General features: G+C 45.8%; 14 protein-coding genes. 5 read left to right on the top strand and 9 right to left on the bottom strand.

The genetic code is table 11. The features are described 5' to 3' along the window. Positions 1-7 precede the first annotated feature (7 nt). A complete protein-coding gene (gene lolD, locus INR79_RS06540; protein WP_223096468.1) occupies positions 8-706 on the bottom strand; it encodes a lipoprotein-releasing ABC transporter ATP-binding protein LolD in 699 nt (232 codons plus the stop codon). Continuing rightward, positions 699-1,907 carry a lipoprotein-releasing ABC transporter permease subunit LolC gene (gene lolC, locus INR79_RS06535; protein ID WP_022589468.1) on the bottom strand — a complete coding sequence of 403 codons (1,209 nt, stop codon included), beginning with the start codon at positions 1,905-1,907 and terminating at the stop codon, positions 699-701. Before lolC ends, lolD begins: the two co-directional genes overlap by 8 nt. 178 nt (positions 1,908-2,085) lie before the next feature. Between lolC and INR79_RS06530 the strand changes: the two genes are divergently transcribed. The 4 genes from INR79_RS06530 (at position 2,086) to INR79_RS06515 (ending at position 7,532) form a co-directional block, all read left to right on the top strand. Continuing rightward, positions 2,086-2,655: a PilZ domain-containing protein gene (locus tag INR79_RS06530; protein ID WP_004400627.1), complete on the top strand. Its 570-nt coding sequence runs from the start codon at positions 2,086-2,088 to the stop codon at positions 2,653-2,655. Between the two features lie 4 nt (positions 2,656-2,659). Continuing rightward, the gene (gene mfd / locus INR79_RS06525; protein ID WP_223096466.1) at positions 2,660-6,118 is read left to right on the top strand and encodes a transcription-repair coupling factor; all 3,459 of its coding nucleotides are present in this window, start codon (positions 2,660-2,662) and stop codon (positions 6,116-6,118) included. Between the two features lie 80 nt (positions 6,119-6,198). Next, on the top strand, positions 6,199-6,966 hold the full coding sequence (locus INR79_RS06520) for a peptidoglycan binding protein CsiV (RefSeq protein ID WP_022589466.1): 768 nt from the start codon (positions 6,199-6,201) through the stop codon (positions 6,964-6,966). A gap of 20 nt (positions 6,967-6,986) precedes the next feature. Then, positions 6,987-7,532: a GNAT family N-acetyltransferase gene (locus tag INR79_RS06515; protein WP_200765695.1), complete on the top strand. Its 546-nt coding sequence runs from the start codon at positions 6,987-6,989 to the stop codon at positions 7,530-7,532. Between the two features lie 69 nt (positions 7,533-7,601). Here INR79_RS06515 and INR79_RS06510 read toward each other — a convergent pair whose 3' ends face one another. Beyond that, complete coding sequence (locus INR79_RS06510; protein ID WP_022550208.1) at positions 7,602-8,891, bottom strand: NAD(P)/FAD-dependent oxidoreductase; 1,290 nt, start codon at positions 8,889-8,891, stop codon at positions 7,602-7,604. 485 nt (positions 8,892-9,376) lie between these two features. Between INR79_RS06510 and INR79_RS06505 the strand changes: the two genes are divergently transcribed. Next, positions 9,377-9,868, top strand: coding sequence for a Tfp pilus assembly protein FimT/FimU (locus INR79_RS06505; protein WP_223096464.1), 492 nt, complete (start codon positions 9,377-9,379; stop codon positions 9,866-9,868). A 66-nt stretch (positions 9,869-9,934) separates the two neighbouring features. Here the strand turns inward: INR79_RS06505 and ycfP are convergent, their stop codons facing one another. The 6 genes from ycfP to hinT form a co-directional block, all read right to left on the bottom strand. Then, entirely contained in the window at positions 9,935-10,498 is a 564-nt protein-coding gene (gene ycfP / locus INR79_RS06500) for an alpha/beta hydrolase YcfP (protein WP_223096462.1), read from the bottom strand. 112 nt (positions 10,499-10,610) lie between these two features. Continuing rightward, positions 10,611-11,468 carry a phosphotransferase gene (locus INR79_RS06495; protein WP_262415402.1) on the bottom strand — a complete coding sequence of 286 codons (858 nt, stop codon included), beginning with the start codon at positions 11,466-11,468 and terminating at the stop codon, positions 10,611-10,613. 23 nt (positions 11,469-11,491) lie between these two features. Then, entirely contained in the window at positions 11,492-12,082 is a 591-nt protein-coding gene (gene lpoB, locus INR79_RS06490; protein WP_004401636.1) for a penicillin-binding protein activator LpoB, read from the bottom strand. A 9-nt stretch (positions 12,083-12,091) separates the two neighbouring features. Next, positions 12,092-12,481: a YcfL family protein gene (locus INR79_RS06485; protein ID WP_004401635.1), complete on the bottom strand. Its 390-nt coding sequence runs from the start codon at positions 12,479-12,481 to the stop codon at positions 12,092-12,094. Further along, positions 12,481-13,809, bottom strand: coding sequence for a COG3014 family protein (locus tag INR79_RS06480; protein ID WP_262415387.1), 1,329 nt, complete (start codon positions 13,807-13,809; stop codon positions 12,481-12,483). The genes INR79_RS06485 and INR79_RS06480 overlap by 1 nt, the downstream gene beginning before the upstream one ends. A 145-nt stretch (positions 13,810-13,954) precedes the next feature. After that, on the bottom strand, positions 13,955-14,305 hold the full coding sequence (gene hinT / locus INR79_RS06475) for a purine nucleoside phosphoramidase (RefSeq protein ID WP_022589460.1): 351 nt from the start codon (positions 14,303-14,305) through the stop codon (positions 13,955-13,957). Positions 14,306-14,913: the final 608 nt, after the last annotated feature.

The following is a 14,913-nucleotide window of genomic DNA, read 5'->3' as shown; positions in this document are numbered from 1 at the left end:
CTCCGCCTTATCGCGCTGAACGCACTTCATGTTCATCCACCAACAAACCATCTTGCATATGAAGTTTGCGATCCATCTTGTCTGCCAGTTCGTTGTCGTGAGTCACCACTAAAAATGCCGTACCAGACTCCTTATTCAGCTCTCGCATCAAGTCATAAATCGCCAAAGCAGAGGTGTGGTCCAGATTACCCGTAGGCTCATCAGCTAACACTAGGGAAGGCTCATTTACCAACGCGCGCGCAATCGCTACTCGCTGTCTTTCACCGCCAGACAACTCCGCTGGTCGGTGTTCAAGCCGATGCTCTAACCCAACCTTGGCAAGTAATGTTTTTGCCGCACTCTTGGCTTTTGCTGGGCTTTGACCACCAATCATCAACGGCATAGCAACGTTTTCTAACGCGGTAAAGTCTGCCAGAAGGTGATGAAACTGATAAACAAAGCCTATTTCCTGATTTCGCAGCTTGGCTTGCTGACTGCTATTCAGTGTTGCCAATTCCTTTGACTGAAAGGAAACCTTCCCCTGTGTCGGCTCATCAAGAGCACCCAATACATGCAAGAGCGTGCTCTTTCCTGAACCGGAAGAACCAACGATGGAAACCAGTTCTCCTGCCTTCAGGGAAAAACTCACACCTTTTAGCACTTCGGTTTCAAAATTGCCTTCGCGATAGGTTTTACAAACAGAATCACAAAGTAATAAATCACTCATATCGAAGTGCCTCAGCTGGTTTTACGGACGAAGCCCGGTAGGATGGATAAAGCGTTGCTAAGATGCTTAAAGCAACTGCCAGAGAAATAATGATAAAGACTTGCGTAGGGTCAATTAGCACGGGCAATTTCCCTCCCACTGCAAACAAATTCAGGTTGAAAAGTTGCAGCAGGCTGTTGATGTTGGAAGCCAGCAACACGCCCACCAGACCACCCACAATCGAGCCAATCACTCCGCTACTTGCTCCCTGAACCACAAATACCGTCATAACCTGAGAATTGGTTAGCCCCTGAGTTTTCAAGATAGCGACTTCAGCCTGTTTCTCCATGACCACCATTATCAGCGCCGAAATAATATTAAACGCGGCGACGCCAACGATAAGCCCAAGCATGAGACCCATCATGTTTTTTTCCATTTTGACTGCCTGAAACAACTCACCTCGCTGTTCGCGCCAGTCGCTCCATTTCCAGTTTTCAGGAAGCGGCTTTGTTGCCATTTCTGACACAACAAACGGGTCATCAAACGTCAAACGCCAGCCGGATACCGTCCCTTTTGGGTATCTAAGTAACCTTGAAGCATCTTGTATATTGGTCACCATTAGCTGTGAATCGATATCAGAACCAGTGTTAAACACACCTGCAACGGTAAAGTTACGCTGGCTTGGTATGCGACCTAATGGCGTGAATCGACTCGCGCCAGTTACCATAATCCGTACTTTGTCACCCACTCGCGCCTTAAGCTGTCTGGCGAGCGTATGACCCAGAACGACCCTGTACTTTCCTGCCTCCAAAGCTTGAAGGCTTCCACCCAGCAGATGTTTACCCACTGGATCATTCAACGTAGGGTCAATGCCCAGTAGCATTCCAGCGTTTAATCGGACCGGGCTTTGAATAACCGCTTCAGACCGAACTATCGGGGTTGGCTTTGTGGAAGTTGGGTATTGAGAGAGAAACTCGGGGGGCTCAGCGCTGAGTTGGGTTTTACCCGAATCTTCACTGACGACTGCATTAGGCAACACCCCAAGGATACGTCCTTTGAGTTGCCCTTCAAATCCGTTCATGACAGAAGTTACGGTTATCATAGCCATCACACCAATAGTGATGCCCGCCGTAGACATGAACGAGACAAACCGGCTAAAACGATCTCCTGACCTTCCGCGTAAATAGCGCAATCCGATATAAACCGATATGGGATGGAACATATAGAAAGAACCTTGATAAATCACTGGTCGGTAATGTAACGAGAAAGCCACTGATTTAGTAGTCTTTACTTAAGGCTGGGCTCTTAAAATGACGAAAAAAATACATATAACGGCAGATTTCTTGATTCATGCGCTTACATGACGATAATCAATAGAATAGAAAGAAGGGAATTGCAGTATGAGCCAACAAGAGTATTTTACCGTTCAACACGGACTGACCGTTAACATCGAGCCGCTTGAATCCGATTTTGAGCTGCCGGATAACGAGCAGTTTGTTACTGAAATCCCTGCCCCATTTTTGGTTGCTACCGAATTCAGTTCTCTGGATAGCGTGACTGAAAAAGCGATTGGGGAATTAAGAAGCAGCGACCTTTCGCACGTAGTCCAGTTGCTGGAAACTCAAAACAGCAAGTTGAACCTTTTGCTTACGTATATGCTCTCTCAGCAGAATGACCCAGCATTTAGCAACACTACGTCTTCCTTTGGTGCCAGCCAGTTTACTTACACAGCGAAAAGCGCCCTTGCTATTGGTCAAACCGTTCGTACAAAAATCTTTCTCGAATTTCCAGCCGCAGCCATTTACTGTTACGGCAAAGTTTCTGAGTGTGAAGGGGATGACCAATCCTATAAAATCACGATATCATTTACTCTATTGCGCGAAGAAGATCAGGATTTGCTGATCAAAGCCGCGCTTCACCAACAACAAAAATTACTAAGACAACGTTCATTGGAACGCGATCGTAAATAACGTTATGCCTAATTCACATCTTCTTTCTCTGGCGCTGCCTAGCGGCGCGGGAGATAAAAAGCACGTCGGTAATCTAAAAGGCTCGGCTTTATCTGTTGCCATTGCTCAGTTGTCTGAGCAACACAGTGGGCACACACTCCTTGTTGTCCCCGATCCTCAGCTTGCGCTCAAGCTTACGGCTGAAGTCGAACAGTTTACCCAACAACCCGTTCATATGTTCCCAGATTGGGAGACTCTGCCTTACGATAACTTTTCTCCTCATCAGGACATCATTTCTGATCGAATTTCGACGCTGTATCAACTGCCAACTCAAAGTAACGGCATTACCGTGATACCGGTAAGCACCTTGCTTCAGCGTCAGTCACCACGTGACTTTTTGATGCAGCATACCCTGATGGTTAAAAACGGAGACCGCTATTCGCTGGAGGCACTTCGTCTGCAACTGGAGAAGTCGGGCTATCGACACGTCGATCAAGTGTTCGGACCGGGTGAATACGCCAGTCGGGGTTCCATCATTGATTTGTACCCGATGGGCAGCAGCGATCCTTATCGTATCGATTTCTTTGATGATGAAATTGACAGCATCCGCACTTTCGACCCTGAAAATCAGCGTTCCATAGACGACATTCCGGAAATTCGTCTGCTTCCTGCTCACGAGTTTCCAACAACAGATCAGGCGATTGAAGACTTCCGCGGACGCTGGAGACAAAAGTTCGAAGCAAGACGCGAACCCGAATCCATCTATATGCAGATCAGCAAAGGAACCTGGCCGGCAGGTATTGAATACTGGCAGCCCCTTTTCTTTGAGCACACAGAAACCTTGTTCGACTATCTGCCTGATAACACGCTGCTCATCTCTGTAGGCAATTTGGAAAATGCCATCGACACTTTCCTTGGTGACGTTGATTACCGATTCGACCAACGTAAGGTGGATCCACTGCGTCCGCTACTTGAGCCTGAACTACTGTGGCTCAAGAAGGACGAACTCTTTTCACACTTCAAATCGCTTCCACAAAGCCTGTTAAGCGCAGAAGAAGTCGCTAAAAAAGGCGGAAGAAGTAACGAAAAGATTGATGCTCTGCCAGATTTGCATGTTCAGCATCAGAACAAAGAGCCAATGGCGGCATTGAGGCAGTTTGTAGAGCAGTTCAGCGGGAAAATCATATTCTCCGTTGAATCAGAAGGTCGCCGCGAAGCATTATTAGAATTACTTCAGCGAATCAAACTCAAGCCTGTAGAGTGCACGAGTTTGAATAACGCTCTCGCTGCCGATACCAAGATCAATCTGATTCTTGGCGCGGCGGAGCATGGTTTTATTTTCGAACCATCCCAAATAGCACTGATCTGTGAGAGCGACTTGCTCGGCGATCGGGTGATTCAAAGACGTAAAAAAGATCGAAAAGCCGTTAATTCGGATACGGTGATTCGTCATCTGGCCGAGCTAAAACCCGGTCAGCCAGTCGTTCACCTAGATCATGGTATTGGGCGATACACCGGTCTTCAAACATTAGAAGCAGGTGGAATGCCCACCGAATACGTGACCTTGGAGTACCAAGATGGTGCCAAACTTTACGTACCCGTTTCTTCACTGAACCTGATCAGCCGCTATTCTGGAGGTGCAGAAGACAGCGCGCCACTGCACAAACTCGGTGGTGAAGCCTGGGCAAAAGCAAGACGCAGAGCCGCAGAAAAAGTCCGTGACGTCGCAGCCGAGCTGCTCGATGTTTACGCCAAACGCGAACTCAAACCTGGTTTTAAATTCAAACTGGACCGTGAAGAATACGCGACATTTAAATCTACATTTCCTTTTGAAGAAACCGATGATCAAGCCACGGCGATCAACGCGGTGCTTTCAGACATGTGTCAGCCAAAAGCAATGGACAGACTGGTTTGTGGTGATGTGGGCTTTGGTAAAACAGAGGTAGCAATGCGTGCCGCGTTTGTTGCCACTGACAACAGCAAACAGGTCGCGGTTTTGGTTCCTACCACCCTACTGGCCCAGCAGCACTTTGAAAACTTTCGAGATCGCTTTGCCAACTTACCGATTCGGGTTGAGGTTCTTTCTCGATTTAAATCGGCAAAAGAACAGAAGCAAATTCTGGCGGATGTGGAAGAAGGCAAAGTCGACATCATCATCGGAACGCACAAACTGCTTCAGAATGACATCAAATTCAAAGATCTTGGTCTGCTCATTGTAGACGAGGAACACCGATTTGGCGTTCGTCAGAAAGAAAAAGTGAAAGCCATGCGTGCGGATGTGGATATCCTCACACTGACTGCCACCCCTATCCCTCGAACCCTGAATATGGCGATGAGTGGAATGCGTGATTTGTCGATCATTGCGACTCCACCAGCAAGGCGTTTAGCCATCAAAACCTTTGTGCGTCAGAGCGAAGACAGCGTCACCCGTGAAGCAGTGCTCCGTGAAATCATGCGTGGTGGACAGGTTTACTTCCTACATAATCAGGTTGAAACCATTGAAAAAGTGGCAGCGGATCTGGAAAAACTGATCCCGGAAGCCCGTGTAACAGTGGCACATGGTCAGATGCGCGAACGAGAACTTGAGCGCATCATGAACGATTTCTACCATCAACGTTTCAACCTGCTGGTGTGTACCACGATTATCGAAACGGGCATTGATGTCCCGACCGCCAATACCATCATTATGGACAGAGCCGACAACCTTGGTCTGGCTCAGTTACATCAGTTACGTGGGCGTGTGGGTCGTTCTCATCATCAGGCATACGCTTACTTGTTAACGCCTCACCCGAAAGCGATGACTAAAGACGCCATCAAACGTTTAGATGCGATTGCATCACTGGAAGATCTGGGGGCGGGCTTCACGCTGGCAACTCACGATCTGGAAATTCGCGGTGCAGGTGAATTACTAGGTGATGAGCAAAGTGGTCAGATTCAGTCTGTTGGCTTTACGCTCTACATGGAAATGCTAGAACAAGCAGTTGAAGCGTTGAAGGAAGGGAAAGAGCCATCTCTCGATGAACTGCTTCGTGACCAGACCGAAGTCGAGCTTAGATTGCCTGCTCTACTCCCTGATGACTATATTCCAGACATCAATACGCGTCTTTCTATGTACAAGCGCATTGCCAGCGTCAGCAATGAAAACGAACTGGCAGAAATGAAAGTGGAACTTATTGATCGCTTTGGAACCTTACCTGATGCCGCTAAGAATTTACTGGCGGTCAGCGAGGTCAAACAGAAAGCGGGAACCATGCATATCAAGAAAATCGAGGCACATGCTAAAGGAGGATTTATAGAATTTTATCCTACCGCTGACATAAACCCTGCGTTTCTTGTTAAATTGCTGCAATCGGCGCCGCAAAAATATGGCATGGAAGGTCCAACCAAGTTGAAGTTTGCGCTACCATTAACCGATCGTCGGGAAAGAGTGCGTTTTATTAACGACTTACTTCAACAGTTTGCAGAGAATCGCCTGCCAAGTTAATCAGGAATTTGGTACGCTTACCGGACGCGTGTTTTAAGCAAAAGAGTGGTGAGTCGCCGCTCTTTCTATACGGAGCAACAATGAAAAAACTGATCCCCTTACTGCTATGCCTGTTTTCATTTGAATCACTGGCAGCCCGACAGTTTGATATAGAAGTCATTTTCTTCAAGCGAGCAGTGGATCCTGAAACCATTAACGAGTCCTGGCCAAATCAAAACCCAGAAATTAATCTGGAACGTACGTTCTCTTTCCAGGACTCTGAGGGTATGAGACTAAAAGGAGCTGCATTACTACCACGCTCTAGCTATCAGTTGAATGCCCAGTACAACGCATTAAAAAAACACGCTGCGTTTACACCACTTATGCATGTTGCATGGAGGCAGGGTGACCGTGGTAGCCACAGTGCCCCAGTGTTTCGAATTAATGCTGGTAAAGACTACTCGAAGCAGTTTGATGAAACAGGCAGAGCACGCGCTGAAAATCAGCTAGTGGCGGATTTAGGTGACGGTATCACTGAAGAAACCACCTACAAGCCAAATTACGAACTGGAAGGCAAACTTCAGGTTTATGTGCAGCACTACCTCTTTGCCGATGTAAAACTGGATTTGAAAAAGCCGAGTGTCAGAGACATTACCTTTGAAGAGAAGTCTTTAGACTTGGCGGATACGGAAGGTGACGACACTATTCAGGTTGGTAATCTTGAGTCCGTTTCTCCAACACTTCAGGTGGAAGAATTCCTTAAGTCTTACCGTATGGATCAGAAACGTCGTATGCGAAGCAGTGAAACCCATTACCTTGATCACCCGCTAATGGGAATGATCATTCAAGTTCGTCGAGTTCAAAGTTAAATCTGAGCAATATCACCTATATGCATTTTGCTCCAGATTTCTGCATCATCACCAAACGGCTCGAACTTCGACTGATTAAAAATGAAGAAGTCGGGTCGTTCACTCAAGCAATTAAAAACTCCCCTTCTCTGCATCAATGGCTCGATTGGTGTGACAGCGAGTTTTCAACCGAAGACGGTTATGATTTTCTGATCGCCAACCGCCTAAACTGGCTAAAAGGGCTTGCTTATGGCTTTGGCATATTTAGTCGGGAAACCAATGAGTTTTTAGGAATGGTCGCTCTCACAGAACGCTATTTGTCATTCAATATGGGCAGTTTGGGATATTGGATATCGGATGCTCAGCAAAAGAAAGGCTATGGTACAGAGGCGTTAGACGCACTCATCGAATGCTGTTTCAGCAAAATAAAGCTTACGCGGTTGGAAATTGTCTGTGACCCAGAAAATTTTGCCAGCCATAAGATTGCTGAAAAATGTGGTGCCGTGTGTGAAGGGTTGGCTCGTAACCGATTCATTCACCACGGAAAGCCAAAAGATGGCATTGTCTATTCCGTGATACCTGAATAGACACCTGATTAGAATCCAGATAAACGAAAGGGCTCATATGAGCCCTTTTCTTTGTTTGAATGTTTCTTCTTAGTGCAGTTTCAGGTTTGGACGCAACACTCGGTTAATTCGCCCTACCAGCATCATCAAACCGGTCTTGATCACACCGTGAAGTGCCATCTGGTGCATTCGATACAGTGAAATGTACACAACACGAGCGATGCGACCTTCAACCATCATTGAACCTTTGGTCAGGTTACCCATCAGGCTACCGACTGTAGAGAAACGGCTTAGTGAAACCAAAGAACCGTGATCCTTGTAGATGTAAGGCTTTAGATCGCGACCATTGATTTTTGCCACAATGTTAGAGAATGCCTGACTCGCCATCTGGTGTGCAGCTTGAGCACGAGGCGGAACAAACTTACCGTCTGCCTGAGTACATTGTGCCAAGTCACCAATGACAAAGATGTCATCGTCGCGCGTCGTTTGCAGCGTATCTTTAACAACAAGCTGATTGATGCGGTTAGTTTCCAGCCCAGCGATGTCTTTAATAAAGTCCGGAGCTTTGATGCCTGCAGCCCAAACCATGATTTGCGCTTTGATTCGCTCGCCATCTTTGGTCGTCAAACCGTCTTCATCGGCTTGCGTTACCATAGTTGCTGTACGAACGTTCACACCTAGCTTTGTCAGCTCTTGATGCGCTGCCGCAGAAATACGAGGAGGAAGTGCAGGAAGAATACGTTCACCCGCTTCAATCAGGTTAACGTTCAGTTTGCTTGAGTCTAGGTCGCCGAAACCGTAGGTACGCAATTCTTTCACTGCGTTATGAAGCTCAGCAGAAAGCTCAACACCCGTTGCACCGGCACCGACAATAGCAATGTCTACAGAGCCCTGACCGCTTTTTGCGTGCAGCTTCAGGAATTCGTTGTTCATTTCAGTACGGAAGCGGTGTGCCTGCTCAGGGCTATCAAGGAAGATGCAGTTGTCGCGAACACCTGGTGTATTGAAGTCGTTGGACGTTGAGCCGATCGCCATCACCAGAATGTCGTATTCCAGTTCACGCTCTGGCATCAGAAGTTCATCTTGTTCATCACGCAGTTCACTCAGGTAAATGACTTTGCGCTCACGGTCAATGTCTTTGAGGCTGCCCATTTGAAAATCAAAGTGGTGGTTTTTTGCATGAGCACGATAGCTTAGAGCATCCACACCCTCATCGAGAGAGCCGGTTGCCACTTCATGCAGAAGAGGTTTCCATAAATGGCTGGCTTTACGGTCAACTAAGGTTACGTTTGCACGCCCTTTTCGACCTAAAGTTCGTCCTAGCTTGGTCGCAAGTTCAAGTCCGCCTGCGCCACCGCCAACAACAATAATACGCGTCACAACGACACTCCTATGTAATATGAAAAATATTTGCTCTCGCTTTTATGCAAAGCCAAAGCATTGAATTCTTAAGTGCTTTTTAAAAGCCTCATATCAACGAAGTGAAGGGGACCCTTTTTATACAATCACGGATAGGATCAAAGTGTGCTCTAGCACATAATACTTGGGCAAGTTATCTTCTTGCTCTCAAATTTTTTTGATATTTATCAAAAATATCTTCAAAAAGCATTATAAAGACCCATATCATCTTGGCAACTTAAGTTTGTAAGAAATCACTGGTTTCCCGACTAACTGACGAGATTTTGCACCATTCGAACCCGTCAATTTCTTTCTGCGGTATTTCACGTCCTTACCATTCAATTCTGTTTTATGTATGGTTGATTTCGTTTAACTGTTACCAAGCTTTCATATTGAGTGACTCTTCTTCAATGCCTACCATTTTACGTCTTACTAACTTAATGCTCGATTAAAGAACAGACCAAGAAATGAAGAAAACACAGAGTGGTTTTACCCTTTTAGAAATGATTGTTGTAATTGCCATTTTAGGGGTGCTCGCTTCGTTCGCGACCCCAAGATATGTGGACGTGGTAGACAAATCTAAGACCAGTATTATTGAGAGTGCTAGTAGTGCGGTAAGAAGTGCAAACACTTTTGCAAGAGGGGTGGCGCTTACTGAAAGTCTTCACAATCTTCCTGAAAGTTCGATCACCATAGAGGGAAAAGAAGTAAAGCTAACCCACGGCAACCTCATTACTTCTTCTGACAACTTAATCAACGCGATTGATACAGGGATAACCATGACAGATTATGTGCCGCGAGGTGATCTCAATGGTCAAAAAGGTGTGCTGTTCCATTTTGGCGGAAAGGATGACAATGTCGACAGTATTCGAGCCAAGGGCTGCTACTTGGATGTGAGAAACAACAAGCTGGGTCTGATTGAATACGCTTCTGAAAGCTGCCAAGGTGATAACACATAAAAATATGTGACGCCGGAAAAATGCCACTTTCAAAAAGTGGCATTAGGTTCTGTTGATCTAGTATGTTTATGATTGCAAGTCGTGAGCTGGCGGTATCTCTTTAAACACTTTCATTGCTTGCAGGTGTTGAGAAATCTTCTTGAACTTGTGAGTCTGTGTCTCATCCCAGATGATGCGATAGTATGGGGAAAGCTCATCAGCAGAGAGTTGATTGTCGCGAATTTCGTCTTCTCTCGACAGCACGACTAAACAGTTATCTCGATTCTTTTCTCTGAACTTCTCAACGCATTTTGTGGCAATGTCTTCGTACTCTTCAGGTCGGTCAATCCGACCTTGCATATTCTCTTCTGGGTGAAGATTAGGATTAAAAATCACTTGCTTGATGCCACACAGAAACCCGATGCGTTCAGACCAATAACCACCAAGCCCTACCCCACAGATTATCGGGTTAGGATCGTTTGAAAACTCCATGGTTTTATGGACTTCTTTGAGCAGATGTTGCATGTCGTGTTTGGGATGCAATGTGCTGTAGTTAATAAATCGCACATCATCATCAATAAACTGAAGCTGAAGCACTTTCTCATGATTTCCTGGGCTGGTGGAATCAAAACCGTGCAAATAAATGATCATGGGACCTCCCGCGGTACCAATGCTTTTGTTATGACTTCAATCTACCACGAAGACTAGGGTTTTAAAGAGGTGAGGTTTCAGGAATGTTGGGGAAAGTGATCGCACTAGCATTTTAAGAGTGTATTTTCATAAGCTGATCTTGCAGTTCCTCTGCTCTTTCCTTGTAAAGGCTTGTTCCCCAGAGCTGATGACCAAGAAGATACCAAAGCAAACCTAAGAGACGAATTTTTGGCAACCAGTCTTTCACTCCCTCTTGCCACTCTTCCATTGCATCAAACCCAATTCCTCGGAACTGACAATACATCGCAACTGCGACTTCTGGGTTCAAATCAGATACCTCAATGGTCATTGCCAAATCCATTCTTGGGTCGCCAATCGCCGAGTATTCCCAGTCAATTACACCCAGCCCTTGGTCTGTACGGATCAAGTTATAAGCACCTAAATCAAAGTGGCAAAGTGTTCTATCCATCTCTGCCAGATAAAGTGGCTCACGGTGCTTTTTGTATAACTTTTCGAGAGACTCGGTTTTGAATTCCGGCTTAATCTGCATCCAGTAATGGTCTACTTTCTCTGAAAAAAGTAGCTTCTGGATAGGCTTGTCGTTGATTTTAACTTTGTGGACAGACGCAAGAATGTGGAGCAATTCATCTTGTGAGATCTGATCCTGAACAGGCTCTCCCTCAATCCACTTAACCAGTAGTCCACTCTCATTAAGAAGGACAGGATTGGGTGAAAATGAGTAGTTATTCAATGCATTCAGCAGATGGAATTCATTCGCACGTGAAATGCCAAAGGAAAGTGTGCTTTTAGATACTGGTCGCCAAACGTAATGGCATTCATCCTGTGAGATTTTCCAGCAACGGTTACTGAGACCGCCTGACAGAAGTTCCATCTGCTCAGGCGGTGAATCGAAATAATCGCTAAGTGAATTCAAGGAATTATCAAGCTGAAGCGCTTCTTGCCATCCCATTTTTGCCACTTAGCGCTACTCCCTTACAGTCCTAAGAAACTCTTAGATTTTTGCTTACGAATTTCAGTTTCGTCAGCCCATTCGATTAGACCAGTTTCCAGATCCATCAGACGCATAGTCATTTTGTAGTAAACGTCCTGATCGCTGCCTGCGTTTTTAACGATGCTCGCAAGGTTACCGTAGAGCATGTATTGAGCACCCACCATTTTACCGAACTGGATAGCACTGCTCTGGTTAACAAGCTCATCGTTGTTTTGGAAATTCAGTTGGTCGCGAACAGCTTCAACGCGGTCCATATCAACAAAACGGAATTTGCCTGAATTCAGCATTTTCGTGCTGATGGAGTCTGTGATGGATTCCGTATCAATGTGCTCACTGGTTTTGTTCTTGATACTCTCAACAAACACAATCGGACGGCTGTCACGAGTGATTGCAGCAACAGACCCAGACATCAGCATGCTGTCTACCATCTGACCCGCAATGGTTTGCAAGTCGGTAGAACCAAAATCGATGGTGGTTGTTTCTACAGCCTGAGCGTCACCGTAAGACACCTGATTAGAACAACCACCCAGAATTGCGGCTAAACCAAGTAAGGCGATAGCACTTTTTTTCATAATGTTTCCTTAGTTATTAGCTTGGCGAATTTGAACACGGTATTGAGTCGCATTAGGGTTCACAGACACTTCGGATACCGAAATGGTCTCGAAACCACGAATGATGACCTTACGCCAAGGACCCGGTTTACTGTTTACTTCTAAGCCCTTGTCATCGTACCAATAGAAACGGTACTGAACATGCTGGTCGCTTTTGTATTTGCTAGCCAGGCTAACAATGCCTCGTGCATGCCCATTGACTAGGTCAGTATCGATATTTTCGATATCCAAACGACCACCTAAAATGTTGTCGTTCATAATAACTCGTTGAGATTGTCCATCAATGCTAAGCCCCGCAGTGGGTGTCTGAGCACAGCCGAAAACGGCGGCGGACAATAGTACAATCCATAACTTTTTCATTAGATAGCCCCTAATTGTTTATGCCATACTGACGATCCAGTCCCTTGTCGAGAAACCCACACCAACGTGGTTTGTCCGGCTTTAACATTGAAAGTATAGTTTTGACCGTTAACAACAAGGGTATGTTCCCCTGGGTTCACCTGCTCACTGCTGCTAAATACTTCTGCAGGCAACGTTTGCCAGCTACGAGTGTCAGCTTGTTCAGTTAAGGCATTCCAGATACTGAATAGTGCGTTTCCTACGTCGTCACCTTTTGTCGCCTCTCTTCGAAGCTGATCTTTGGCAACCACTCTTAATGCCTGTCGGATAATAATACCCGGCATGCGTTCACTTAAATTGTTTTGCGCCATCAGATTCACATCTACCAGTTCGGAACGGTTCAACGCCGTACCGTTTAACATCAAAGATGGCGATGGATAGGTTTCTGTATTCGGGTAATAAGGTAGCGCAATACTGTAAATAGATGTCAGATTTTCTTTAGAGTTGTAGACAGGCAAGGAATAGTTAAATGAATCCATCGCCTTCACCACCCTTTGCTCATCCAGAACAATGACGCGACCTTTGCTTTTCGATGGTTTCTTGTACTTCCCATAACGCGCTTCAAAGGTTTTCAGATCCTGACGCATTCCAAGTTTATGACCAACACGCAATACCGCATCAATCACTTCCTTATTGTCGGGCATGACTGCCAGAGCTCGCTTGTAATCAATATAGGCACTATTGAGGTCGCCGTCGGTCTCGTAAAGAAGTGCCGAAAGATAAAGCAGGTATCCATTCTGAACAGCTTTAAGTTTGTCACCAGCATCTGGGTAATTCGCCATGATTGCCGCAATGTTTGGTGACACCCCTTCTCGCTCGGCGGAAACTTGCGCTGACTCCAGTTCAGACTGACGACGCTTCTTTGCCTGCTCCTGAACTTGGTTTGCACGACGCATTTCAACCAATGCACCAGACAGATCATTTCTTTGCAGATAGTTCAGACCAAGGTATAAGTGTAGGAAGCCCAACTCGTAGTCGGCGGGTTCATAGGTCGTCATGTTGTCGTTAGTCGCGAGCGCGCCAACGGTGTTCGCAGTTTCGCTGAGAGAGATGGTTGCTCTGTCATTCAGCACTTTGACTGCGTTGTCGCTGACCTTTAGGTAAGACATGCTTTGCGCGTAGTCCTGATTCAGCAGAGAAACGCGTCCTTTTTCCATGTTGTCCAGAATCGGACCTGCAATCTCCGTGTTGAGCTTTTCCTGAGCCTCGGCGTAGTTACCGTTACGGACAGCAAAATACGCCTCTTGTGTCTGAGCACTGTAGTGACTGAATAGATTGCCTGCAGACATAGTGGCGCACGCACTGAGTAAAGCGCTTGTACCAGCTATAAAGAAACTGCGGACGGGTAATGATTTTCGAGCAAAAAACACTCTTGCCTCTAACGTTTAATTATTCTTTTTCTGATGATTTCCGATTCTACCAAACTGATGTTAATCAGCTGATAAGCATAGGACCAAGCGGCTGACCGCCAACCAGATGCATGTGAATGTGGTAAACCTCTTGTCCACCGTGTGCATTACAGTTCACGATCAAACGATATCCGTCTTCTGCAATGCCCTCTTCCTCTGCAATTTTGCGAGCCGCTGTAAACATTCGTCCCATCATGGCTTCATCTTCCACTTCGACTTGGTTAGTAGTTGGGATCAGTTTATTTGGAATAATAAGGATATGCTTGGGAGCTCGAGGGTTGATGTCGCGAAAGGCTGTAACTAGCTCGTCCTGAAATACGATATCTGCTGGAATTTCTCGATTGATAATCTTTGTGAAAATGGTTTCTTCAGCCATGGTCTTGAGCTCCTGAGTGATTGACCGTAAAAATGAGCCTGTGCTTATTTATATACCCAAGTGACCTCAATGTGCTGGATTCAGAGCTCATATTCTGTTTCAGTTCAAGGAAAAGAACGCAGCGGAATGACGAGTCCTTTCCAAGTTCTATGACGATGAAATGGGACAGAATATGGGCTCCCAAGGGCGAGTTTAACTGGCTTCCATACTGCGTTACCGATTCTTGATTTAGAGCCACTAGATCTTCAAATCGGTGTCTTGCCTGAAAGCCAGTTAATTCTCGCTGAACTAAGCACCTTGGGGTCACTTGGGTATACATCGCGAATATCTTTTTGATATAGAACCAATAGTATGGCTGAACCCGTTTAAGAAGACAATAAAAAACACTGTACATAACCATATCAATATACAAGATAACGTAATAATAAAACTGTTAACTAGATACCTTTTGTGACCGTACTACGTCAGGAAAGTTTAAAGCTGGTCAAAGTAAAACTTTGAGACACGCCGTAAAATAAGGGCTTTGATTTAATTTATTTTTTGGCTCAGCCGTTACTTTGTATTGGAACGACCATCACAAGGTCCGGCACTTTTGAGCTTTTTTGATC

The sequence above is a fragment of the Vibrio sp. SCSIO 43132 genome (assembly GCF_019904195.1).
In the GTDB taxonomy this organism is placed as follows: Bacteria; Pseudomonadota; Gammaproteobacteria; order Enterobacterales; family Vibrionaceae; genus Vibrio; species Vibrio nigripulchritudo.
The sequence above is the reverse complement of the archived record's forward strand: the minus strand, read 5'-3'. Positions and strand labels throughout refer to the sequence as shown.